Origin of the sequence: Merdimmobilis hominis (assembly GCF_016901855.1) — a bacterium.
In the GTDB taxonomy this organism is placed as follows: domain Bacteria; phylum Bacillota; class Clostridia; order Oscillospirales; family Ruminococcaceae; genus Paludihabitans.
Map to the genome: position 1 here is coordinate 154,945 of NZ_JACJKY010000001.1, position 22,610 is coordinate 177,554.

A 22,610-nucleotide genomic window follows, 5' to 3' on the forward strand; every position below is an offset into this window, starting at 1 on the left:
ACATCTTATGCCACAGAAGAAAACGACAACATCGAAAAAACGTACAGCATCAAGCAGTACGAAGAAAAAAACATCCGCCGGTTCCGCGGCAAAATCGAAGACCAAAAAGTCAACTGCACGCAAAACTGCGCCAGAGCAGGTGAATTATAAATCTTCATATGAAAAACACAGAAAAAGCAAACGGCAAATGTCCGCAGTACTTTTGTTCACTGCAGGAGTTCTTTTGTTTGCGCTGATGGTTGTGCCGGGCATGAATGTCTGGCGTTGGATTCATGATTTTCTCTTTGGCATGGGCGGTGCCACCGTTTTGATTATTCCTGTTTCGCTGGTCTATATTGCAGTGATGACAACACTCGATAAGCTGACCGGCGAAATACATAACAAAGTCTGGCAGACGCTCGCACTGACGGTATTTCTCTGCGGACTGATCGAAGTGGTGCAGTCGTCACCGTTTTACGGCGATTCCATCGTTCAAATTCTGCTGGGCCTCTATACAGACGGCACCATGCTTTCGGGCGGCGGACTGCTCAGTGCCTTGATCGGATGGCCGCTGTATCTTGCATGCGGACAGGTTGGCGCTGTGATCATTCTGCTGTTGGCACTGTTTGCATTTTTGATGCTTTTAACAGGTGCGACACTGATCGGATTGTTCCGTTCCATGGCAAAACCAGTGAAAAAGATGGAAGAATCGTATGTCGCCCGCCGCGAGGAACAAGAACTTTTGGAAGAGGAAGAACGAAACGGTCCGCGGTTTAATGTGGATGTGAGTCTCGATAATATGCCGCAGCATCCAGTTTCTGCGCCGAAGCCAACGCTTCAGGAATTGCTTGAGCTTGAGAAAAAGACTGCGAAAGAAGCAAAATCAGCCAAAGATCCTGCAAAAGAACCGCAAATTATTCTGGAAACACAAAAAGAGCCGCAGAATACGGCATTTTCGATCGATCCGAACATCAAAAAGGAAGCGGAAGTTCTTGTGGAACAGGCGCTCGCGTCTGCTGAGGAATCGCCGCAGGATAAAGCAGATGCAAGCGGAAAAGAAGATGACCAGACAAGACTTTATACGGACGAAAACAATCAGTTAAGCCGCTATGTGTATCCGCCGGTGGGACTGCTCAAAGCACCGCAAGGCGGCCAAAACCGTGATGTGAGCAACGAACAGGCCGTGAACGGTCAGCTTCTGGTTGATACGTTAAAAAGTTTCGGTGTACAGACGAAAATTGTCCATATCAGCAGAGGCCCAACGGTCACACGTTATGAGCTTCAGCCGAGTTCCGGCGTCAAAATCAGCAAAATCACAGGACTTGCCGATGATATTGCACTGAATTTGGCAGCGTCAGGTGTGCGTATTGAAGCGCCGATTCCCGGAAAACCGGCAGTCGGCATTGAAGTGCCGAACCGTCAAGTCGATATCGTTACCATGCGGGAACTGATCGATACAAGTGAATTTGAATCAGCCAAAAGCAAGCTTTCCGTAGGACTTGGCCGCGATATTGCCGGCAACTGCGTTATTGCAGACATCGCTAAAATGCCGCATATGCTGATTGCAGGCTCTACCGGTTCGGGTAAATCGGTCTGTATTAACTCTATCATTATCAGTTTGTTATACAAAGCCTCACCGTCGGAAGTCCGTTTTCTGATGATTGATCCGAAGGTGGTTGAGCTTGGTATCTATAACGGTATTCCGCATCTGCTCGTCCCGGTCGTGACAGATCCCAGAAAAGCGGCAGGCGCGCTCGGCTGGGCGGTGACGGAGATGCTCAAACGATACAATCAGTTTGCTGAGAATAACGTCCGTGACTTAAAGAGTTTCAATGCACTTGCCAAAGACCGCGAGGATCTTTCGCCGATGCCGCAGATTGTCATTATCATCGACGAGCTGTCCGATTTGATGATGGCAGCACCGAAAGAAGTCGAAGATGCGATCTGCCGTCTGGCACAGATGGCGCGTGCGGCCGGCATGCATTTGATTATTGCAACACAACGTCCATCTGTCGATGTCGTGACCGGTTTGATTAAAGCAAACGTACCGTCGCGGATTGCGTTTGCCGTTTCTTCGCAGATCGACTCGCGTACCATTCTTGATTCGGGCGGTGCAGAAAAACTGCTCGGACGCGGTGACATGCTGTATGCACCGGTCGGGATGCCGAAACCGCTGCGTGTGCAGGGCTGTTATGTGAGCGACAAGGAAGTCGAGCAGGTTGTAAACTTTATTAAGAACAAAGAATCTGCGGAATATGACAATCAGATTATGGAAGAAATCGAAAAACAGGCGGTTGCTGAAAAAACGAGCAGTGACGGCGCTTCCGGCGGTGGATTCTCGGATCAGGACGAGCTGTTTGACGATGCAGTTGAATGTGTGGTGGAAGCCGGACAGGCATCCACATCCTATTTGCAGCGAAAACTGAAAGTTGGATATGCACGTGCGGCGCGCCTTGTAGACGAAATGGAAGAGCAGGGAATCATCGGCCCGTTTGAAGGAAGTAAACCGCGAACTGTGCTGATTTCCAGACAGCAGTGGATTGAAATGAGGATGAATCATGACAAGCAAACCAAAACAGAATGATTTTTTGCCGATCTCAAAAAGTGATATGCGTAAGCGCGGCATCGAACAGCTTGATTTTATCTGTGTCACAGGGGACAGCTACGTCGATCATCCGACATTCGGAACAGCCATCATTTCTCGCGTGATTGAAGCAGAGGGCTTTTCGGTTGGTATTTTAGCGCAGCCCGGTTTCCGCAATGCAAACGATATGCAAAAACTTGGAAGACCGAAATATGCGTTTATGGTTTCTTCGGGAAACATCGACTCGATGGTTGCGCACTACACAGTTGCCAAACGGAAACGAAGCGATGACGCCTACACTGCCGGCGGAAAAGCCGGACGCCGTCCGGATCGTGCGCTTACGGTGTACTGCAAGCTGATTCGGGAAGCGTATCCGGATATCCCGATCATTATCGGCGGATTGGAAGCTTCTCTGCGCCGGTTTGCACATTATGATTACTGGGACGATGCGGTACATCCGTCGATTTTATGTTCGACAACCGCTGATCTGCTTGTATACGGCATGGGAGAAAAGCAGACAATCGAAATTGTGCATCGGCTGGCATCCGGCGAATCAGTGGATACCATGACCGATATCCGCGGCACCTGCTATCTGACCGATCCGGTCAATACACCGTTTACATCTGCACAATGTCCTGATTTTGATGCAGTCTGCCGCGATAAAAAGCTATATGCAAAAGCCGCTAAAATCCAAATGGCCGAGCAGGACGAAGTGCGCGGTAAAACGATCATACAGCGGCACGGCAAAAAAATGCTTGTGCAGAATCCGCCGATGACAGCGCTTAATGGCGAAGAACTTGATCGGATCTATGAACTTCCCTATATGCGGACATATCATCCTTCCTACGAATCGGAGGGCGGTGTGCCTGCCATCAAAGAAGTTGAGTTTTCGATCACGCATAACCGTGGTTGTTTTGGTGCATGCAATTTCTGTTCTATCGCATTTCATCAAGGTCGTAAGGTCACTTGCCGTACGCATGAATCCGTCGTGCGGGAAGCGCAGGAAATGACCAAAAATCCGCATTTTAAAGGCTATATCAGTGATGTCGGCGGTCCGACTGCGAATTTCAGACAGCCTTCCTGTGCCATGCAAAAGGAACACGGACTTTGCAAAGAGAAAAAATGCTTAGCACCGCGACCGTGTAAAAATCTGCTTGCCGATCACAGTGATTATGTTTCTCTGCTGCGTAAACTCCGTGAAATCAAAGGAATCAAAAAGGTGTTCATCCGCTCGGGAATCCGGTATGACTATATGCTGTCTGATCCAGATGATACATTCTTTAAAGAACTTGTTCGTTATCATGTCAGCGGCCAGCTTCGTGTTGCACCTGAGCATTGCAGCGCCAATGTACTCGATAAAATGGGAAAACCGCATATTGAAGCCTACCACATTTTCTTGAAAAAATACCGCGAAGAGACCGCAAAAATCGGAAAAGAACAATATCTCGTTCCGTATTTGATGTCATCGCATCCGGGCAGTACACTGAATGATGCGATTGAACTGGCGCTCTTTTTAAAAGAAGCCGGCATTCATCCGGATCAGGTACAGGACTTTTATCCGACGCCCGGAACGGTTTCCACTTGCATGTATCATACAGGAATTGACCCGATCAGCGGGGAAAGCGTATTTGTGCCCAAAACGCCTGAAGAAAAGGCAATGCAGCGTGCACTTTTACAGTATTACAAGCCGGAAAACCGGGAAATTGTACGAAAAGCATTGATTTTGGCAAACCGGCGTGATCTGATTGGAAATCGTCCGGGTTGTTTGATTCCGGATCTGCCGGTGCGCAGTGCAAACAAACGCATGGACACAGCGCAAAACAAACGGAGGACCTCATGGCAAAACGAAAGACGTACAAAAAATACAAAAAGAACAAAACGATAAGCACTTCTGCAATCGTACTGACAGCGATCTTTGTTTCGTTTTTTGCACTGCGGGCAGTCGATGAATGGCTGTCGCTTGGATTATTTGCAAAATTTGATGCAATGGTCGTACAGTGGACCAAACAGGTGACGAATCAAAAGCCACCGGTTTCGTTTGATCCAAATGCAGATTTTTCCGTGCATTTTATTGATGTCGGACAGGGCGACTGCACACTGATTCTTTCAGACGGTCATGCAATTTTAATCGATGCCGGTGAAAACGATAAAGGGGACGATATCCTTGCGTATTTGGATGACATTGGTGTACAGAAAATTGATTTGATGATTGCAACGCATCCGCATTCCGATCATATCGGCGGACTGGATACGGTCATTCAAGGAATTTCCGTCAAAGAAGTGCTGATGCCGCCGCTAAAATCCTCGGTTGTTCCGACCACAAAGACCTATACAGATCTGCTGACAGCTGTAAAGGAAAAGAACATTACACTGAAACAATCGAAAGTTTTAGAAGAATATCGCTTTGGAAACGGCAAACTTACCGTACTGGGACCGGTTGCGAACTATGATGAACTGAATAACACTTCTTTGGTTGCGCGGTTTGACTATGGTGAGCTGTCTGTATTGCTGACCGGTGATATGGAAGCGGATGCAGAACGTGATCTGCTGGCTTCCGGTGCTTCTGTTTCCGCAGACGTTTTAAAACTTGGTCATCACGGAAGCTCCACTTCGACAAGTGACGCTTTTTTGCAGGCAGTCGGTCCAAGAATTTGTATTGCAGAATGCGGTGAAGCAAATGAATACGGTCATCCGCATGAAGAAATCATCGAACGCGTTTCTTCCTATGGTGCAGCCTTTTATCGTACCGATTTATACGGTCATATCGTGCTTTCCGCAAAAGACGGCGCACTGGATGTATCAACGCAAAAGCAGGTGAGCGGATGATTGTTGGGATTGATCGAATTGAAGAAATGACTGCGGTGTGTGAAACAGAATCAGGCGGACAAATAACGTTTCCGGTATCCGCTTTTGTCCCGTACGCAAAAGAGGGGAATTGGTATACAAAAACGGGAAATGAATTTGTTTACGACGAAATGATCACACAAAAAAAGCGCGACGAAAACGCCGCACTGCTTCATTCTCTATTAAAATAAAAGGCAGGCACAAAAGTGCCTGCCTTTTATTTTACCATATGAAATTATAAATTCGACTCATAAAGACGCAAAAGACCGATCAGGAGTAAATTCTCGTCATAGTGAATCGTATGCTTGCAAAAGGGAAGAACAACACCCATCAAACCACCGGTTGCAACCGCTGTCACCGGTTCTCCGAGCTCTTCCTGCACCCGATCAATCAAACCATCGATCATCGCAGCGTTGCTGTAAACAGCGCCTGCTTTCATGCAGTCAATCGTATTCTTGCCAATCAAATGCTGCGGCGGCTCGTCCAAATTGATAAACGGAAGCTGTGCTGCACGTGCAGACAGCGCGTCCATCGAAAGCCGAAGCCCCGGAATAATCACACCGCCAATGTAGTTGCCTTCTTTGTCAATCACAGACATTGTTGTCGCAGTGCCCATATCAAAAATCGCCAATGGAGGACGATACATCGACAGCGCAGCTGCCGCATCCACCAGCAAATCGGCGCCTACCTGTGAAGGAATGTCCATTTTGATCTCCATATCAAGTTTCATTTGATTGGTGACGATCATGAACTGTTTTCCTGTGAGCACTTCCATCGTTTTGCCAAGAACGTATCGAAGCTCCGGCACAACGCTCGAAATGATACCGCCTTCTACTTTCGAAAAATCAACCGATTTTTCTGAGAGCAGCAGACGCAGATGTGAAACATATTCATCAATCGTTTTGTTTCGGTCGCTTGTCATACGAAGACTGAATTGTAATGTGCCGTCTTCAAATCCGCCGATCACTGTATTTGTATTGCCAACATCGAGTGCAAGAATCATTGTGGTGTCTCCTTTAAAAACGTTTGCTGCGTTTCATTGCGATTGATAGCGGAACGGTGATTGCAGGAACCAAAATCGCCGCAGCAATCATTTCCGGTACACCGTTTGTTGCAACAACGCCTAAAATTGCAGCCAATACTGCGTTAATCGCAAGATCGTTTGCTGCAGCATATGCATCTTTAAACAAGAAAAAGATCAAACTCATGACCAAAGCAGTATTAACAAAGGCGCCTACAATACCTGCAGCGACCATGCCAATGACCTGTCCGCCTTTTAAGCGATGGAACAGACGTTTGAGCCCCTCATACACAGCCCATGCAATCGGACCGATCAGCATACGCGGCAAAAGAGAAATAACAATTGCCCACGGGCTTCCATGATCTGTACCAGGCACATGGATAAAGGGAGAAAATGTAAACGAAAGAACACCGGGAACCATCGTGTTTTTAATTAAGCTTGTGAGTCCAAATACGAACCCTAAAAAAGCACCTTGTTTTGGGCCAAGCAAAATTGCACCGATGATGACCGGAATATGAAGAATGGTTGCTTTGATAAACGGCAGGTCAATGAGTCCGATGGGTGTGCACGCCATCAAAATAATGATTCCTGTAAACAGCGAGAGCAAAACCAAATGATACACACTGCTGTTTGACCGTTTTTGTCCCAGTTGGGACGTTTGCTGATTATTCATCATAAAAAAACCTCCTGCTGCTGTTCGTTTTTTCGATACAGCGCGAAAATAAATAATGTGAAAAAACATACGAATCGATGCTCTGTCATCCCGACAGGGTATGGCGAGCTCTTTTTTGGATGTTTTTCCCCTTACATTATACTCAACAATGGAAGCGATTGCAATACCTCAAAGCGTCGTTTACTTTTTCATTTTCATTTGCTATAATACACTCAAAAGGCTCTGCTTACAGAGCATGAAACGGAGCGAACACTGATGTTAAAAAATAAAACTGTTCTTCTCGGTGTGACTGGCGGCATCGCTTGTTATAAGGCGGCAGCACTTGCCTCCGCGCTTGTCAAACAGCACTGTAATGTGCATGTTATCATGACGGAACATGCAACCGAATTTATCACACCACTTACATTCGAACAGCTGACAGGCAACCGCACGGTCGTAGATACATTTGACCGCAATCACACCTTTCAAGTCGAACATGTGGCGTTGGCAGATCAGGCAGATCTTGTTTTGATCGCGCCGGCAACTGCAAATATCCTGGCAAAACTGGCGCATGGCATTGCGGACGATATGCTGTCTACAACGGTGCTGGCATGCAACTGCAAAAAAATCGCCGCACCGGCGATGAACACCAAAATGTACGACAACCCGGTAACGCAGGATAATCTGAAGACGCTGCGGCATTATGGTTGGGAAGTGATCGAACCTGCAACCGGGCGTCTTGCCTGCGGTGCGGTCGGAAGAGGCAAAATGCCCGAACCGGAAGTGCTTCTTGAAAGTGTGATGCATGCACTTGTTCATGAAAAAGATATGACCGGATTACGCGTACTTGTCACAGCAGGTCCTACACAGGAAGCGCTCGATCCTGTGCGTTATTTGACGAATCATTCCACCGGTACCATGGGATATGCAATCGCACGTGCAGCGGCGGCGCGCGGCGCAGAAGTGACGCTTGTTTCCGGACCGACTGCGATTCGTGCACCGCAGTATGTGAATACCATTCCTGTCGTTTCTGCGCAGGAGATGTTTGATGCAGTGACCTCGCGGAGTGATGCACAGGATATTATTATCAAAGCGGCGGCAGTTGCAGATTATCGTCCGGCTGTCGTTTCGGATGAGAAAATCAAAAAACAGTCTGACGAATCAGACGCTGTGCTTCCGTTAATGCGCACTTCCGATATTCTTGCATGGCTCGGTGAACACAAGCCGGATGGTCAATTTTTGTGCGGCTTTTCCATGGAAACACAGAATTTGATTGAAAATTCTAAAAAGAAACTCGAGAAAAAACATCTTGATCTGATTGCAGCAAACAGTATCAAAGAAGAAGGTGCGGGTTTCGGCACCTCAACCAATCGAATCACACTGATTTCAAAAAACGATATGGAAGCGTTTCCGCTGCTTTCGAAAGACGAAACCGCGCATCGTTTATTGGATCACATTATGAAGCTGCGTGCATAAGAAAAACTGCAAAAGCAAACGCTCCCTCGATCATATCGAGGGAGCGTTTTTTATATCTTTAGTTGTTATACACGAACGACTGTGCATACGAATCGTTCACCAAAAATGGTTCGACCGCTTGCATGCAATGCGGCATGAACCGTTCCTTCAAACGATTCATCGTAAGACAGCACAAATACTGCCGATTCGTTTTTAGCTTTTTCCTCAGAAAGCGGAAGAACGTTCACACATGCGTTTTCGGCAATCAACTGCACCTGACCCTGACCTTCTGCTGCAAGCCACAGTGCATCGGTGGTATTCTGCATGGTCAGATGAACGATAAATGCAGTGTTTTTTGGGATCTTCACACAGCCGCCGTTGTTCACCTCAAACATCTGCTCGTTCGTTTTGATCCAAGCAGAGGAAATAAATCCATCCAAATAACGCGGTGAACAGCTTGCCGCATCCATTCCGCCGGCTTCCGTCAGCGGCACATCGGCAGAAGTACAACCGAAGCTTTCATCACAAAATGCGAGGGTTTCTTGCTTACGGATCGCATCAAACAGTGCAGGCTGAACACTTTGATACACAGAACGCAGTCCGTCTGCATGCAGATCTCTGTCGATTTTGATATATTGTGCGGGCGGTTTCAAAGCCGGTGCATGAATGAACCGATCCGCGTATTCACGAATCACTTTCGTAACAGGACGATCGCTTCCATCCGGATCAATGATGCCGAAATCGCTGTTTTCACCTTGACGATAGCCGCCAAACCACCACCAGCAAAATGCACCGGCTGTGTGACCTGCCAACAGCATATCGAAAAATGCACGATAATAGGAGGCTTGTCTGTTGCGCATCACAGTGTTGTCATTGAAGTTTGAACCAGTCCAGATCGATTTTCCGAATTCCATCCACTGAATCACAGTATTTTTCTTTGCATACCGTGCATAGGTATTGGTAAATACGCCTTGCCAGAGGCTGTTGATATCATCCGAGAGCGCATAACTCTCCGGCGAAAGCGTGTCCACACCGCTCGCCATGGCGTCATAGTCATATCCGTAAATGCCCGGATCGACCAGCGGAATCGTCGAAGCATCGCCGGAACGCGCACTGATTAAATGATTTTTATCAATGGAACGAATAAAATCACATGCGGCAACATGTGCGCGGCGAACTTCCATATCAATGCAGCACCGATATGCTGCCGCCATTTTGGTATGTGCGCCGTCATGCCGCAGCTGATCATCGGACAAACCGATGACTTCGCCGGCTTCATTGCGGGGAAGTGCACATCCGAACAATGATTCTGCACATTCTTCACTGCCATATCGGTTTTTGATAAAGAATCGCCACGCCGCATCGAATGATTTTCTGCCGTTAAAGTTTCCGTAGCACGGCTCGTATGTGCCGACATACCGCTCCCATGCAATATCATAGCCGACGATTGTATCATTTTCATCAAAATGATACGTTTTGATCATCGCTTCCACTTCTTCTTTCGAGAAGTCAAACGGGTTAGCATGCGGACGAATCGACAAATTGACATATAATCCATGTGCCTGACAACGGCTGATTAAATGAAGCATATTGCTCGACGAAACCGACGGATCAAAGTAATAGAAAATAGAAACTGCATTCATCCCGATTGCACGGATACGCGAAAGATCGCGTTCGATGACATCCGGATCATAGGAGAAGGAAGAAACGTAGTGCTCAAACGCATAGAAATCATCGAGTGTTGCGTCATAGCATGGCATATAGTTGACGCCAAAGAAATGCACCGGTTTTCCGTCGATCATGATTTCGTTATCGGTTGGATGAAGCGATGCAAATCTGTGTTCTTCAACCGGTTTTGGATGATAGACAGAAACAGAATGAACGATCCGGTCTTTTGTCACGCCGTCTTTTACAAGTGTGACGCAAACAGCGCCTTCCGCCGGTGTAAACGGCATTGCCGCGCGCAGATATGAAAATCCATTCTGTTCGGATACGACTGTACCACCAGAAAGCGGCCAAACCTGCTCGATGCCGGGTGCGCTTACGTGAATTTCATATCCGGACAAATCTGTTCCAGGTTTTACACTGCACAGCGCGCCAACCGTTCCGTTTGTCTGTTCTTCTTGATAGATGAACGAATCTGTGCCACCCTCCACAAGCAGAACCGGTGCACACATCGCATCTACCGCCTGCATGACAAAATCAATGCCGCCGTTTAAATAAAACGATTCATCATTCACCGTAAACACTGTGAGTGCAGAACCGTTTAACGCGTACGGACGGGGAGAGGTACCACGGTTTACGATCATATACGCCAAAAATCCGCTTTGCAGTCCGTCTGCACCGATGGTTTCAATCAGCGGAATGAAACGGGAACGGCGGTTGTGGTCAACGCCAAGTCCCTGTGCACGCGGCGAGAATGAATAGATATCAGAAGCATCCGGAACCGGCACAGGAGAAAGAATCGATTGCTTTTCATACACGCGCGCCGATTGCATGTTGTTCATCGGGAAAAAGTGATACTGCGGGCAAAGTCCGTCCACTGCGATTTTCGCAGGTTTTAAAAACGGAATGGTTCCTGCGCACAAATCAGCAATATAAAAGCTATGCTCGCCTGCACAGGAGTACGCATGGGAAAGCGCATGACCAAACTGAATTTTTTTGACTTTTTTAAAATTGACAAGCGGTGGAATTTCACCTCGTTTTCCGTTCATGCAGGTAAAATCATGCGCATCGAGCATCGAAAACGAGAAAGTCGGTTCTGGTGTGACGCAGGCACGATAAATCAAGCCGTCTTCTTGAATCAGTTTGATCGTGATAATTCTTGTCTGTGCGTCTGCACAATGGAAAAAGCCGATCACGTTTTCGTCGTTTTCAAACGACACCGGCGCTTCAAAGCTTTCATTGATATAAAAGCGATCTGTATACCAGCGCAGACAGTGTGCAAACGATTCATGCGCAACAACCGACAGGGAAGCAGTCAATTCTACTTCCTTGCTGTCAGGATTGTTTGTATCCGGCACAAACGAAGAGAGTACTTCCGGATTTGAAAAGTCAAGCAAAGTGCGTTTTGAAAAGCCGCCTTCTTTAAATTGAGCAGAAAGTGCGGACAGCGAAAGAAATTCGCCGTCCTGTGCATAATATTCCTCATGAAACGGAACACCACCAAGCACAAGCACGTTTTTCCCGTTCGAAAGCGCTTTGTACAAATATTCTTTTAAACCGGCAGGGCAGTGCTTCGCATCTTCCACCACGATCAAATCAGCAGTATCGTTTGTCTGCGGCAAACAAGTCGTGCGCCAGTTTAACTCTGTGACCTCATATCCGCGGCTGCGGAGCTCTTGTGTAAGCTTTGCGTGAACCGCTGTTTCATTTTGATAAATCACTAGACAGGATGTCACAAAAATCCCCCCAAAAATTATTTTTCTTCATTCTTTACAATATGGATATCCAGCTGATTAAACGGGATGCTGATTCCGTTTTTATCAAACTCAAGTTTTACCCGCTCAAGCAGGCGGAAATTAAGCGCCCAGTAATCACTCGTTTTCACCCAGACGCGCACCGAAATTTTAATTGCACTGTCGGCATGCTCTGTCACAACGAATTGCGGAGCAGGTTCTGAAAGTGCCATTTCTTCGCTTTCAACAATCGTTTTTAAAAGATCCTTTGCCTTGAGCAGATCTGCTTCGTATGCAATCGAAAACGGAATCGCCAAAAGCCGGTTTTCTTCCGCAGAGTAGTTGATGATTTTATCGGCTGCCACTTGTCCGTTTGGAATAAAGAGCGCTTTGTTATCAAACGACAGAAGTTTTGTCTGTAAAATGGTGATCGACTGCACCGATCCGCTCAAGCCGTCAATTTCAACGAAATCACCGACTTTAAACGGTTTTGTGAACAGCAAGATAAAACCGCCTGCAACGTTTGAAAGACTGTCTTTGACTGCAAGCGAAATTGCAACACCGACAACACTCAATGCGGCAACGAGCGAACTGGTGTTTACATAATTGGAACTTGCGATAATGATGACAAGTGTATACAGTGTAATTTTTAAAACCGAAAGAATGAACTTATGACACACAGGGTCCAGTCTTGTCTTTTGGATTGCCCGTTTTGTAAGCGATAAAATCAGCTTTGAAAGGACATATCCGATGACCAAGACAAGTATGGTATTTAACAGTGTCGGACCGTATTTTTCAACGATATCTACAAGATTTAATTTCATAAAACACCTCTAGAAACAGTTGGTTTGTTTTAAAACGGTTATTATGATACTTGATAAAAATACGTTCGTCAACCAAAAACGCACATTTTCTGAGATTTCTTTCGACACTTTTTTGCGTCGCTTGCTGTTACAATAAGAAAACAGGGAGGAGATCACATGAAGCAAACGGTTTATGTGGATGTACTGCTGTTTTTAAATTTGATCATCGCATTTTTGCTTTTAAAATCGGCCGCGCTTCTCTCGGGTGTTCCTGCCAGCCGGATCAGGCTGTTTTTCGGAACTATCACAGGATCTGCTGCTTCTCTTTTGATTTTTGTTCAGATGAATCCAGTCGAATCAATACTGACAAAACTCATGCTCGGATTATCGCTTTCCGGCATTGTTTTTTTGAAACGAAAAAAATACCGATTATTTTTCCGCGCATTTCTTTCGTTTTTATTGGTGAATTTTATTTTTGCAGGGTTCATGACAGCTGTTTTTTTGCTGTTTCCTGCACGCGGAATGGTGTTTCGCAATGGAATTGTATATTTTCATTTCTCTGCGATTTCACTTGTCGTGCTTTCGGTCATTGCATATGCGCTGATTCGATTGGTTTGCCGGATTGTTGCGCGGCGAACAGATCGTCATCAGACAGCTTCTGTACATATTCAGGTTGGCTGTACACAAGTAATTCTTTCTGCATTGATTGACACCGGAAACCGTTTAAACGATCCGTTTTCCGGTTTGCCGGTAATCGTTGTAACATACGATGCCATTCAATCAGCGCTGCCGCTTAAATGGACGACACTGTGCAGTGCAATGCAAAACGGTACACGCCCTGCACACGAGAATCATCCGGCATATCGTTCGTTTCGAATGGTTCCGGTGCAGACAATCTCCGGCACATCGGTCTTGCCGGCATTTTGTCCAGATCGCATTGAGGTTTCCGGAGAGGAAAAGCGTGCCGTTGTTGCAGTGACGGAGCATACGCTGTCAAACGGAAGCTACGATGCCATTCTTCCGCCGACGCTTATATCATCTGTGTGATGTTTTCTACAATAAAAGGGAGCGATGATTGATGAAACAGCAAAATTGGATCAAAGAATGGAGTAAACGATGGATGTTTAAAAACAGACAGATTTTTTCACGCTTGCAGTTTTTCTTATTTCCGCCGGATGAAATTCATTATATCAACGGCTCGGACAGTCTGCCGCCTCCGCTTTCTAAGGAAGAAGAACAAATTGTTTTTTTGAAACTGGAACAAGGCGATCATGATGCCCGCAACACGCTGATTGTACATAATCTTCGCCTGGTCGTTTATATTGCAAAAAAATTTGAATCAACGGGAATTGGTATTGAGGATTTGATTTCGATCGGAACAATCGGGTTGATTAAAGCAGTGAACACCTTTGTCCCAAGCAAAAAAATCAAGCTGGCAACCTATGCCTCGCGGTGTATTGAAAATGAAATTCTGATGTTTTTGCGCAAAACCTCGCCAAGCCGAAATGATATTTCGATCGACGAGCCGCTGAATGTTGACTGGGACGGAAATGAACTGTTGCTTTCCGATTTACTCGGAACCGATTCGGATACTGTTAACCGTGAAATTGAACAGGAAGCGGAAAAAGGACTGCTGCTCGACTGCATCAATGCGCTTTCGGACCGAGAGCGCATGATCATGGAAATGCGTTTTGGTCTAAACGGACGAAAAGAACAGACACAAAAAGAAGTGGCAGATTGCATTGGGATTTCACAGTCCTATATCTCAAGACTTGAAAAACGAATTCTGACAAGGCTTAAAAATGAGTTTGAAAAAGTGATGTAAGCTTTACTTATTCAAAGAATTTTGATATAATGACTGTAAACAAAACAAAAATATCGTGCAAAGGCGGTCAGTCCTATGAAAATCGCTTTGTTTACAGAAACATATCTTCCGTATATCAACGGTGTTGTGACCCATGTAAAGGCACTTCACGACGGTCTTGAAAAACTCGGTCATGAGGTTTTGGTGGTCACTGTTGACACCCATGCACATCATCATTATATTAAAGACGGTGTTTTATATTGTCCGGCAAAAGAATTAAAGAAAATCTATAATTTCGGTTTGGCGGCACCCTTAAGCGGTAAGCGCTACCGCATGATGAAGCACTTTAAACCGGATATTATTCATATTCATCAGGAATTCGGCATCGGTCTTTCCGGTGCGCTGATTGCAAAACAGCTGCGGATTCCGCTGGTTTATACGCTGCATACGATGTATGACGACTATCTTTACTACATTGTACCGCAGAAGATGATTCCGTTGTTAAAACGCATTTCACATCGCTATTTTAAATTCCTTGCAAAATCAGCAAATGCGCTGACCGGTCCTTCGAAAAAGGTGCAGGAATATTTTGATATGTGCGGCGTGAATAAGAGTGTCAACGTGGTACCCAATCCGGTGGAACTTGATGTATTCAATCCGTCCAGCTTAAACCGTGAAAAAATCGCTTCCATTCGTGCACAGTATGGCATTCAGCCGGAGGATACCGTGGTATGCTTCTGCGGACGGCTGGGCAAGGAGAAAAGCGTGGATGTCCTGCTCGATTACTGGGCAGAAACCGTAAAACCGGACGATCATTTAAAACTGATGATTTTAGGCGGCGGTCCTTCGCTGCCGGAACTGCAGGCACAGGCAAAAGCATTGCATATTGAGGAGCAGGTGATCTTTACAGACGCAATCCAGCACGAAGATTTACCGGAATACTATGGTGCTTGCCAGCTGTACGTGACAGCTTCTTTGTCGGATACAAATTCCATTTCCATGAAAGAAGCAATGGCGACAGGTCTGCCGGTTGTACACATCAAAGACCCGCTGAATGCCGGACAGGTCGTTGACGGTGTAAACGGTTATATTTATGAAAATGCAGAGCAGATGTATTCGATCTTCAAAAAATATCAGGCAATGACGCCGGAGGAAAAAGAAGCGCTGACGGCTTCTGTCATTAACTCAGTGAAGATTTACGGATGTGAAGCACTTGCAGAATATTTGGTAGGTGTATATGAAGACGCGAAAAAAGAAAAAGAGCAAAAACATATCAAACACCGCCGCCGTGTGAAACGCCACGGATAATACACCGAAAAAAGGATTCGTAAGAAGAGAAGAGGAATTGTTCAATGTTTCGTTTTGGTATTTTAGGAACCGGTAATATTGCTGCGACGTTTTACGACGCAACAACCCGCACAGACTGTGCAGAAGTTATCGCTGTTGCAAGCCGTACACCGGGAAAAGCACAGCAGTTTGCTGAGAAAACAGACGGGAATTTCGACTGTTATGGTTCGTATGGAGAATTGCTTAAAAGACCGGATATCGACGGTGTCTATATTGCAACAACGCACAATTTTCATTTTGAAAATATGATGCTGGCTCTTTCGTATGGCAAGCATGTGATGTGCGAAAAATCGTTTGTGATGACAAAAACAGAGGCAGAGCAGGTATTCGCTTTTGCAAAAGAAAAGAACCTTTTTTGCATGGAAGCAATGTGGTCACGCTTTCTGCCGGCAATCAAAAAGGCAAAAAAGTGGATTGATGCAGGCTTAATCGGTGATGTAAATCTTGCGAATTTCCTGATTGGTTTTGCATCGAGCAAAGATCCCAACGGCAGAATCCGCAATCCAAAACTTGGCGGCGGTGCAATGTATGATATTTCTGTCTATGGTATTGAGCTGACGACGTACCTCATCGGAAAACCGGTTGCATCACACCATAGCTATGTATTGCGGGATGAAAACGGTGTTGACATGGTCAACAATATCACGCTTTGTTATCCGGACTGCGTGGCAAATGTGCAGACAACCGTAACAACCAATGTCGGACAATTTTTGAATGTCTATGGTACAAAAGGCCGGATCTCGATTGCAGATCCGCACTTTGCTGATTCCTGCGAACGATATGACGAAAACGGATTAGCCGAAAAAGCGTTTTTCCGGCGGGATAACGGATTTCAGTACCAGATTGAAGAAATGGTTCGCTGCGTAAACGAGGGAAAACTCGAAAGTGATGTGATTCCTCATGCGGACACCATTTTCTGTGCGTCTGTTTTTGATTCGATGAATGAATCGAAATAACAAAATGAGCATAAAAAATATCCGTCTTCTGACGGATATTTTTTTATTTTCAGGAAACAATCAAAATACAATAAACCGGTAAAAGGTGGAAGTTTGCGTGAAACAAATCGTCTATTTGACACCAAACGAACATTCAAAAATTGTATCCAAAATGGCTGATTGCATCCTTCGTGTTACAAATGGTGCAATTTCTTTTTTTGTTTGTTCTGAAATTCCCAAAAAATTATCATCAAATACAGTATTGATTGTTTCAAAAGAAATGCCGTCGGTCATACTTTTCAATCCAAATATCCCTATCATAATCAGTTCGGATATATCCGGTATTTCCGATTGCCTTATGAAACAGCATGCGCAAATCGTCTATTCCTGTGGATTTGGTGAACATGACTGTATCAGCTTTTCAAGTGTTTTGTCCGCACAGCGCATGATTTCTTTGAACCGAACAGTGAAAACACTGGACGGACAGCTGATTGATCCATTTGAAATGCCGATTTCCTTTGAGGCAAAACATCCTTTTTTCATATTGTCGTGCGTGCTTGCACTGTTGTTATGCGATGTTTCTCCGGAAATAATTTTTCAAAAACTTTCCTTTGATAATGTGTGTCATTCCTCACATACTATGTTTGCAAACACAACCAAACAAATTGAGGAGTGAATATTTAAAATGGCTAGATCGAATAAAATTATGGTTCCGCAGGCAAAAGAAGCAATGGAGCGCTTCAAAATGGAAGCTGCAAACGAAGTGGGCGTCAACCTGAAACAGGGCTACAACGGTGACCTGACCTCCAGACAGGCTGGTTCTGTCGGCGGCCAGATGGTCAAAAAAATGATCGAAGCATACGAGAACTCTGCAAAATAATCCCCCTTTTTGAAAAAAACAAAGCGGTACTTTTGAAAGTACCGCTTTGTTTTTTTTATGTTACACTATTTGTTTTCCTCATCATCAGCGTTCTCATCAGACGTTTTTTTAGAAGCAGGTGAGGGCGGCTGCAGATTCGAAAGGGGGGTGCTTTTCACCGCTTTTTCCATTTGATCGTCGGAAATATGCGTATAAATCTGCGTTGTTCCAAGATTTGCGTGACCCAGAATCTCCTGCAAAATACGGATATCGACGTGTCCATACTGATACATGATCGTTGCCGCAGTGTGGCGCAATTTGTGCACCGAAAATCCATATTGTGCGAGTCCTGCTTTTGCAAGCTGTGCTTCAATAATCTGTTCAACACGCCGCGCACCGATTCGTGTACCGCGCCGGTTTAAAAACAGCGCATTTTTATCTTTTCCGTTGGCTGCAAGCTTTGCACGAACGGGGAGATACGCTTCGATTGCACTTAAGCACGCATCATTTAAATAGACAATACGCTCCTTGTTGCCTTTTCCCAATAATTTCAAGGTATTTTCGTGAATGTCCGCACAATCGATTGATACAAGCTCCGAAAGCCGCATTCCACAATTTAGCAAAAGCGTCGTTATACAATAATCGCGTTCGCGAAACTCACCGTCAATATTCGAAAGCAGCGCATAACATTGTTCAAGCGTCAAATATTTCGGAAGTGATTTTTTGACCGCAGGAACTTCTAATTCTGTGAGCGGATTATAGTCGATCAGATGCGATTTTTCTGATAAATAATGAAAAAAGGATTTTAGAGCCGAAACTTTGCGTGCACGCGTTTTGGGCAGATTGTCACATGAATCTGAAACGAAGTGCAGATATTCATATGCATCAGACAGCGTAACGGTTTTTAAAAGATCGACTGTAACCGAATCAATCGGAATTTCTGAAAATTCACAGTCCGAAAACAATCCGCGCTGCTTTAATAAAAACCGGCAGAATCCACGCAGATCAATTGCATATCCGTCAACAGTTCGCTGTGAGCGTCCTTTGATGGTTCGGATATAAAAAAAGTAATCGCGCAGTACGCTCGGATAAGCTTCATAAGATATATTCATATGGTTTCCTCGTTTTTTTGCTCCCTCTATTTCGCTAAATTTTCATTTAGCGAAATAGAGGGTATCAGATTTTCAGGTTATCCCTGCGCAGCGATTTTACATGCTGCCTGTACCATATCCGGATCAATCGTTCGATATGATGATTCCTCCGGTGTTCCGTTGAATCGAATCGTCTTTCCGCTCATACTCTGATCAGCAACGGTCATCATCGGCGCCATATGGAATTGCCGGACATCGGTCTGTGCAAGAATCTCAGCGAGATTATTCGGACGGATGCTTCCGCATGCAAGCCATTCAATTTGATTGCCAAACTGACGGTACAGCGCATTGATTTGTTCAAGTCCGCCTTCCAGACAACGTGCGCATCCACCGGAAGTGAGAATACGTGTCACACCCAGATCAATCATCTGCTGTGCAGAAACGGCAAGATCTGCGGAAACATCGAATGCCCGATGGCATACAACTTCCCTTCCCTGCCCTTTCGCAATATTTACCATTTCCTTCATTCGCTCAAGATCGAATGTACCGTCTTCTTTCAAGATCCCGACAGCAATTCCGTCTGCACCGCAGTCAATCAGCCGCTGTGCATCCCGTTTCATCGATTCAAATTCAAATGAAGTATAACAGAACCCACCGGTACGCGGACGAATCATCGCAATTACCGGAGTCGAAACGTGTGCTTTCACCGTTTCAAGCATCCCGATCGATGGTGTAAGTCCGCCGCATTCGATGGATGTATTCAGTTCGATACGGTCTGCACCATTACGCGCGGCAGTAATTGCATCATCCACACTGCAGCAGCAGATTTCAATCAGCCGTTTCATTTGATATTCCACTCCTTTTTAAAAGGAAAAGCCGCCGCATACGGCGGCGGCTTTTTGCCTTGTTATTACTTATGCTTCTTCGATCATCGAAAGCAGTAATTCTTTCATTTTTGCCGGATTTCCCTTGCCTTTGGATGCTTTCATGCACTGACCAACCAAGAATCCAAGTGCGTTCGTTTTACCGCCGCGATAGTCGGAAACTGATTTTTCATTGGCAGCAAGCACGGTTTTGACAATCTCAAGCAGTGCGCCTTCATCGGAAATCTGTGCGAAACCGTTCTCTTTGACGATCTCTTCCGGTGTTTTGTCGGATTCCTGCATCAGGTCGAACACTTTTTTGCCGATTGCATTGGAAATCGCACCGGATTCAATCATTGAAAGCAGCGATGCGAGCGAAGATGCTTTGATCGAAAGATCGGCAAGCGTGCAGTTTTTCTCGTTCATGAGTTTTGCGATATCGCCGAGAATCCAGTTGCACACGGATTTCGGCGTACATTTTTTCTCTGCGAGCACTTCTTCAAACAATGCTGCTTTCTGCGGATCATCGGCCAGCTGCTCGGCATCAATCTGCTGTAATCCATAGTCACGCAGATAACGCGCCACTTTTACGTTCGGCAGCTCCGGAATCGACGCGCGGATGTTCTCCACAAACTCGTCTGTCAGCACGATGGTCTGCAAATCCGGTTCCGGGAAGTAGCGGTAATCCTGTGCGTCTTCCTTACTGCGCAGCGGAATACTCTCGCCCTTCGCATCGTCCCATTTGCGTGTTTCCTGTTCGATCACGCCGCCTGCTTCAAGTACTTCGATTTGACGTTTTGCTTCATATTCAATCGCACGAACAGCACCCGAGAACGAGTTGACGTTTTTCATCTCGCAGCGTGTGCCGAATTCATTGCTTCCGGCTTTCATCACGGAAACGTTGACGTCACAGCGAATCGAACCCTCCTGCATCTTACAGTCGGAAATATCAAGATACTGCAATATCGAACGAATCGTTTCAAGATATGCTTTTGCCTCCTGCGGGCTTCTCATATCCGGCTCGGAAACGATTTCGATCAGCGGAACGCCGCAGCGGTTGAAGTCAACAAGCGAGCCGGCAAAACTGTCGTTGTGCAGTAATTTGCCTGCGTCCTCCTCGATGTGGATACGGGTAACGCCAATGCGTTTTTCTTTGCCGTCAACCAGAACATCGACATAGCCGTGTTCACACAGCGGAATATCAAACTGCGAAATCTGATATGCTTTCGGCAAATCCGGATAAAAATAGTTTTTACGGTCCTGTTTGCAGACCTGGTTGATATCACAATGCAGCGCACAGCCCATTTTCACTGCGTACTCGACCACTTTCTCGTTGAGCGTCGGCAGTGTGCCCGGCATACCGGTGCAGATCGGGCAGCAGCGCGTGTTTACTTCAAAACCAAATTCATTTTTACAGCTGCAATAAATTTTTGTTTCGGTGGAGAGCTCTGCGTGAATCTCCAAACCGATGACCATTTCATAATTCATAGGTACAAATCCTCCCGATCAAAGTGATGCCACTGGGCAGAGCGGCTGTTCTGTAAGGGCTTCATAGCAGCCGGCTGCTGTGAACAGACGCTGTTCTTCAAATTTCGGCGCGATGAGCTGCATGCCGACCGGCAGTCCGTTTGCAGCATTGCCGCACGGCACACTGATTGCCGGCAGACCTGCAATATTCACCGTAACGGTGCAGATATCGTTTGCATACATAGAAAGCGGATCGGATTCTTTTTCGCCCAGCTTAAACGCCGTATCGGTTCCGGTCGGCGTGAGCAAGAGATCACACGAGGAGAATGTTTCGGAAAATTCCTGCTGAATCTGTTTTTGCAGCAGTTTTGCACGTTTATAATATGCATCATAATAGCCGCTGCTCAGCACGAACGTGCCTAAGAGAATACGGCGTTTGACTTCGTCGCCAAAGCCTTCGCTACGTGTTTTTTCATACAAATCGGTGAGGTTTTCAAACTCCGGTGTACGGTAGCCATATTTCACACCATCAAAACGTGCGAGGTTCGAGGATGCCTCTGCAGAGGAAATAATGTAATAGGCAGACAGCGCATACGGCGTACTCGGAAGCGAAACTTCTTTTAAAACAGCGCCGTTTTTCTCGAACAGCTCTGCTGCTTTCATCACACGGTCGTGCACATCAGCGCTGACACCCAATCCGAAATACTCTTTCGGAATGCCGATGACTTTGCCTTTCATGTCACCTGCATCACCGACCGTAAACTGCGGATATGCGCGGTTTGCGGAGGTTGCATCATACGGATCGTGACCGCAGATTGCGGAATATGTCATTGCAACGTCTGCAACACTGCGGCCGAACGGGCCGATCTGGTCAAGCGACGACGCAAATGCGACAAGACCGTAACGGGAAACACTGCCGTAGGTCGGTTTTAATCCGATCACACCGCAGTAGGAAGCCGGCAGACGAATGGAACCACCAGTGTCCGAACCAAGTGACACAAATGCTTCACCGGCTGCAACAGCTGCTGCACTGCCGCCTGAGCTGCCGCCCGGCACATACTCCGGATTATGCGGGTTTTTCGTCTTTTTAAAATAGGATGTTTCGCAGGAAGAACCCATTGCAAATTCATCCATATTGAGCTTGCCGACCATGACAGCGCCTTCACGGTTTAACCGCTCCATAACGGTTGCGTTGTACGGCGGAACAAAGTTTTCAAGCATTTTCGACGAACAAGTTGTTTTGACGTCTTTGGTGCAGATGTTGTCTTTGATTGCAACCGGCACACCTGCAAGCGGCGGGAGTTCCTCACCTGATGCACGGCGGTCGTCGATTTCTTTTGCACGGCGCAGTGCTTCTTCGCCGGTTACGGCGACAAATGCACCGATGGTATCTTCGACTGCAGCAATTCGGTCAAGCACAGACTGCGTTGCTTCCACACTGCTGCATTCTTTGTTCTGAAGCATTTTTGCAAGGGAAGCTGCCGTTTGATTATATAATTCCATTGTCT

At 46.1% G+C, this 22,610-nt stretch carries 19 protein-coding genes; 11 read left to right on the forward strand and 8 right to left on the reverse strand.

Annotated elements, in window-relative coordinates:
- Positions 1 to 7 precede the first annotated feature (7 nt).
- From H6A12_RS00870 to H6A12_RS00885, 4 genes are read left to right on the forward strand one after another with little or no spacing between them, the layout of a single operon-like run.
- Positions 8 to 2,563, forward strand: coding sequence for a DNA translocase FtsK (locus H6A12_RS00870; RefSeq protein ID WP_204443770.1), 2,556 nt, complete (start codon positions 8 to 10; stop codon positions 2,561 to 2,563).
- A complete protein-coding gene (locus H6A12_RS00875; RefSeq protein ID WP_204443772.1) occupies positions 2,538 to 4,448 on the forward strand; it encodes a YgiQ family radical SAM protein in 1,911 nt (636 codons plus the stop codon). Before H6A12_RS00870 ends, H6A12_RS00875 begins: the two co-directional genes overlap by 26 nt.
- A complete protein-coding gene (locus tag H6A12_RS00880; protein ID WP_204443775.1) occupies positions 4,400 to 5,389 on the forward strand; it encodes a ComEC/Rec2 family competence protein in 990 nt (329 codons plus the stop codon). Before H6A12_RS00875 ends, H6A12_RS00880 begins: the two co-directional genes overlap by 49 nt.
- A complete protein-coding gene (locus H6A12_RS00885) occupies positions 5,386 to 5,598 on the forward strand; it encodes a DUF3006 domain-containing protein (RefSeq protein ID WP_204443777.1) in 213 nt (70 codons plus the stop codon). The genes H6A12_RS00880 and H6A12_RS00885 overlap by 4 nt, the downstream gene beginning before the upstream one ends.
- 44 nt (positions 5,599 to 5,642) lie before the next feature.
- Here H6A12_RS00885 and H6A12_RS00890 read toward each other — a convergent pair whose 3' ends face one another.
- Complete coding sequence (locus tag H6A12_RS00890; protein WP_204443779.1) at positions 5,643 to 6,410, reverse strand: type III pantothenate kinase; 768 nt, start codon at positions 6,408 to 6,410, stop codon at positions 5,643 to 5,645.
- A 13-nt stretch (positions 6,411 to 6,423) separates the two neighbouring features.
- A complete protein-coding gene (locus H6A12_RS00895) occupies positions 6,424 to 7,104 on the reverse strand; it encodes an ECF transporter S component (protein WP_243415242.1) in 681 nt (226 codons plus the stop codon).
- Positions 7,105 to 7,356: 252 nt separating this feature from the next.
- Here H6A12_RS00895 and coaBC point away from each other — a divergent pair, with 252 nt between their 5' ends.
- The gene (coaBC, locus tag H6A12_RS00900) at positions 7,357 to 8,556 is read left to right on the forward strand and encodes a bifunctional phosphopantothenoylcysteine decarboxylase/phosphopantothenate--cysteine ligase CoaBC (protein ID WP_204443781.1); all 1,200 of its coding nucleotides are present in this window, start codon (positions 7,357 to 7,359) and stop codon (positions 8,554 to 8,556) included.
- Positions 8,557 to 8,621: 65 nt separating this feature from the next.
- Here coaBC and H6A12_RS00905 read toward each other — a convergent pair whose 3' ends face one another.
- Together H6A12_RS00905 and H6A12_RS00910 are read right to left on the reverse strand one after the other, a co-directional pair.
- A complete protein-coding gene (locus H6A12_RS00905) occupies positions 8,622 to 11,936 on the reverse strand; it encodes a hypothetical protein (RefSeq protein WP_204443784.1) in 3,315 nt (1,104 codons plus the stop codon).
- A gap of 17 nt (positions 11,937 to 11,953) precedes the next feature.
- On the reverse strand, positions 11,954 to 12,757 hold the full coding sequence (locus tag H6A12_RS00910) for a mechanosensitive ion channel family protein (protein WP_204443786.1): 804 nt from the start codon (positions 12,755 to 12,757) through the stop codon (positions 11,954 to 11,956).
- A 156-nt stretch (positions 12,758 to 12,913) separates the two neighbouring features.
- Here H6A12_RS00910 and H6A12_RS00915 point away from each other — a divergent pair, with 156 nt between their 5' ends.
- From H6A12_RS00915 to H6A12_RS00940, 6 genes are all read left to right on the forward strand, one after another.
- Complete coding sequence (locus tag H6A12_RS00915; RefSeq protein ID WP_204443788.1) at positions 12,914 to 13,783, forward strand: sigma-E processing peptidase SpoIIGA; 870 nt, start codon at positions 12,914 to 12,916, stop codon at positions 13,781 to 13,783.
- 73 nt (positions 13,784 to 13,856) lie between these two features.
- Positions 13,857 to 14,561: an RNA polymerase sporulation sigma factor SigE gene (sigE, locus tag H6A12_RS00920; protein WP_204444007.1), complete on the forward strand. Its 705-nt coding sequence runs from the start codon at positions 13,857 to 13,859 to the stop codon at positions 14,559 to 14,561.
- A 75-nt stretch (positions 14,562 to 14,636) separates the two neighbouring features.
- Positions 14,637 to 15,848: a glycosyltransferase gene (locus tag H6A12_RS00925; protein WP_204443790.1), complete on the forward strand. Its 1,212-nt coding sequence runs from the start codon at positions 14,637 to 14,639 to the stop codon at positions 15,846 to 15,848.
- A gap of 44 nt (positions 15,849 to 15,892) precedes the next feature.
- The gene (locus H6A12_RS00930) at positions 15,893 to 16,843 is read left to right on the forward strand and encodes a Gfo/Idh/MocA family protein (protein ID WP_204443792.1); all 951 of its coding nucleotides are present in this window, start codon (positions 15,893 to 15,895) and stop codon (positions 16,841 to 16,843) included.
- Positions 16,844 to 16,940: 97 nt separating this feature from the next.
- On the forward strand, positions 16,941 to 17,498 hold the full coding sequence (locus tag H6A12_RS00935) for a hypothetical protein (protein WP_204443794.1): 558 nt from the start codon (positions 16,941 to 16,943) through the stop codon (positions 17,496 to 17,498).
- Between the two features lie 9 nt (positions 17,499 to 17,507).
- On the forward strand, positions 17,508 to 17,702 hold the full coding sequence (locus H6A12_RS00940) for an alpha/beta-type small acid-soluble spore protein (protein ID WP_204443796.1): 195 nt from the start codon (positions 17,508 to 17,510) through the stop codon (positions 17,700 to 17,702).
- Positions 17,703 to 17,767: 65 nt separating this feature from the next.
- On the opposite strand, the gene H6A12_RS00945 is transcribed toward H6A12_RS00940, so the two are convergent.
- The 4 genes from H6A12_RS00945 to gatA all read right to left on the reverse strand — a co-directional run bounded on the left by H6A12_RS00945 (position 17,768) and on the right by gatA (position 22,605).
- Entirely contained in the window at positions 17,768 to 18,793 is a 1,026-nt protein-coding gene (locus H6A12_RS00945) for a tyrosine recombinase XerC (protein WP_204443798.1), read from the reverse strand.
- 77 nt (positions 18,794 to 18,870) lie between these two features.
- Entirely contained in the window at positions 18,871 to 19,617 is a 747-nt protein-coding gene (locus tag H6A12_RS00950; protein ID WP_204443800.1) for a copper homeostasis protein CutC, read from the reverse strand.
- 69 nt (positions 19,618 to 19,686) lie between these two features.
- Positions 19,687 to 21,123, reverse strand: coding sequence for an Asp-tRNA(Asn)/Glu-tRNA(Gln) amidotransferase subunit GatB (gatB, locus tag H6A12_RS00955; protein ID WP_204443802.1), 1,437 nt, complete (start codon positions 21,121 to 21,123; stop codon positions 19,687 to 19,689).
- An 18-nt stretch (positions 21,124 to 21,141) separates the two neighbouring features.
- Positions 21,142 to 22,605 (reverse strand): Asp-tRNA(Asn)/Glu-tRNA(Gln) amidotransferase subunit GatA, encoded by a 1,464-nt coding sequence (gatA, locus tag H6A12_RS00960; RefSeq protein ID WP_204443804.1) that lies wholly within the window; start codon positions 22,603 to 22,605, stop codon positions 21,142 to 21,144.
- Positions 22,606 to 22,610 lie beyond the last annotated feature (5 nt).

Bases quoted from the DNA above. Each gene is read 5' to 3' on its own strand.
- H6A12_RS00870 (WP_204443770.1), top strand. From the start codon at position 8: ATGCCACAGAAGAAAACGACAACATCGAAAAAACGTACAGCATCAAGC.
- H6A12_RS00875 (WP_204443772.1), top strand. From the start codon at position 2,538: ATGACAAGCAAACCAAAACAGAATGATTTTTTGCCGATCTCAAAAAGT.
- H6A12_RS00880 (WP_204443775.1), top strand. From the start codon at position 4,400: ATGGCAAAACGAAAGACGTACAAAAAATACAAAAAGAACAAAACGATA.
- H6A12_RS00885 (WP_204443777.1), top strand. From the start codon at position 5,386: ATGATTGTTGGGATTGATCGAATTGAAGAAATGACTGCGGTGTGTGAA.
- H6A12_RS00890 (WP_204443779.1), bottom strand. From the start codon at position 6,410: ATGATTCTTGCACTCGATGTTGGCAATACAAATACAGTGATCGGCGGA.
- H6A12_RS00895 (WP_243415242.1), bottom strand. From the start codon at position 7,104: ATGATGAATAATCAGCAAACGTCCCAACTGGGACAAAAACGGTCAAAC.
- coaBC (WP_204443781.1), top strand. From the start codon at position 7,357: ATGTTAAAAAATAAAACTGTTCTTCTCGGTGTGACTGGCGGCATCGCT.
- H6A12_RS00910 (WP_204443786.1), bottom strand. From the start codon at position 12,757: ATGAAATTAAATCTTGTAGATATCGTTGAAAAATACGGTCCGACACTG.
- H6A12_RS00915 (WP_204443788.1), top strand. From the start codon at position 12,914: ATGAAGCAAACGGTTTATGTGGATGTACTGCTGTTTTTAAATTTGATC.
- sigE (WP_204444007.1), top strand. From the start codon at position 13,857: ATGTTTAAAAACAGACAGATTTTTTCACGCTTGCAGTTTTTCTTATTT.
- H6A12_RS00925 (WP_204443790.1), top strand. From the start codon at position 14,637: ATGAAAATCGCTTTGTTTACAGAAACATATCTTCCGTATATCAACGGT.
- H6A12_RS00930 (WP_204443792.1), top strand. From the start codon at position 15,893: ATGTTTCGTTTTGGTATTTTAGGAACCGGTAATATTGCTGCGACGTTT.
- H6A12_RS00940 (WP_204443796.1), top strand. From the start codon at position 17,508: ATGGCTAGATCGAATAAAATTATGGTTCCGCAGGCAAAAGAAGCAATG.
- H6A12_RS00945 (WP_204443798.1), bottom strand. From the start codon at position 18,793: ATGAATATATCTTATGAAGCTTATCCGAGCGTACTGCGCGATTACTTT.
- H6A12_RS00950 (WP_204443800.1), bottom strand. From the start codon at position 19,617: ATGAAACGGCTGATTGAAATCTGCTGCTGCAGTGTGGATGATGCAATT.
- gatB (WP_204443802.1), bottom strand. From the start codon at position 21,123: ATGAATTATGAAATGGTCATCGGTTTGGAGATTCACGCAGAGCTCTCC.
- gatA (WP_204443804.1), bottom strand. From the start codon at position 22,605: ATGGAATTATATAATCAAACGGCAGCTTCCCTTGCAAAAATGCTTCAG.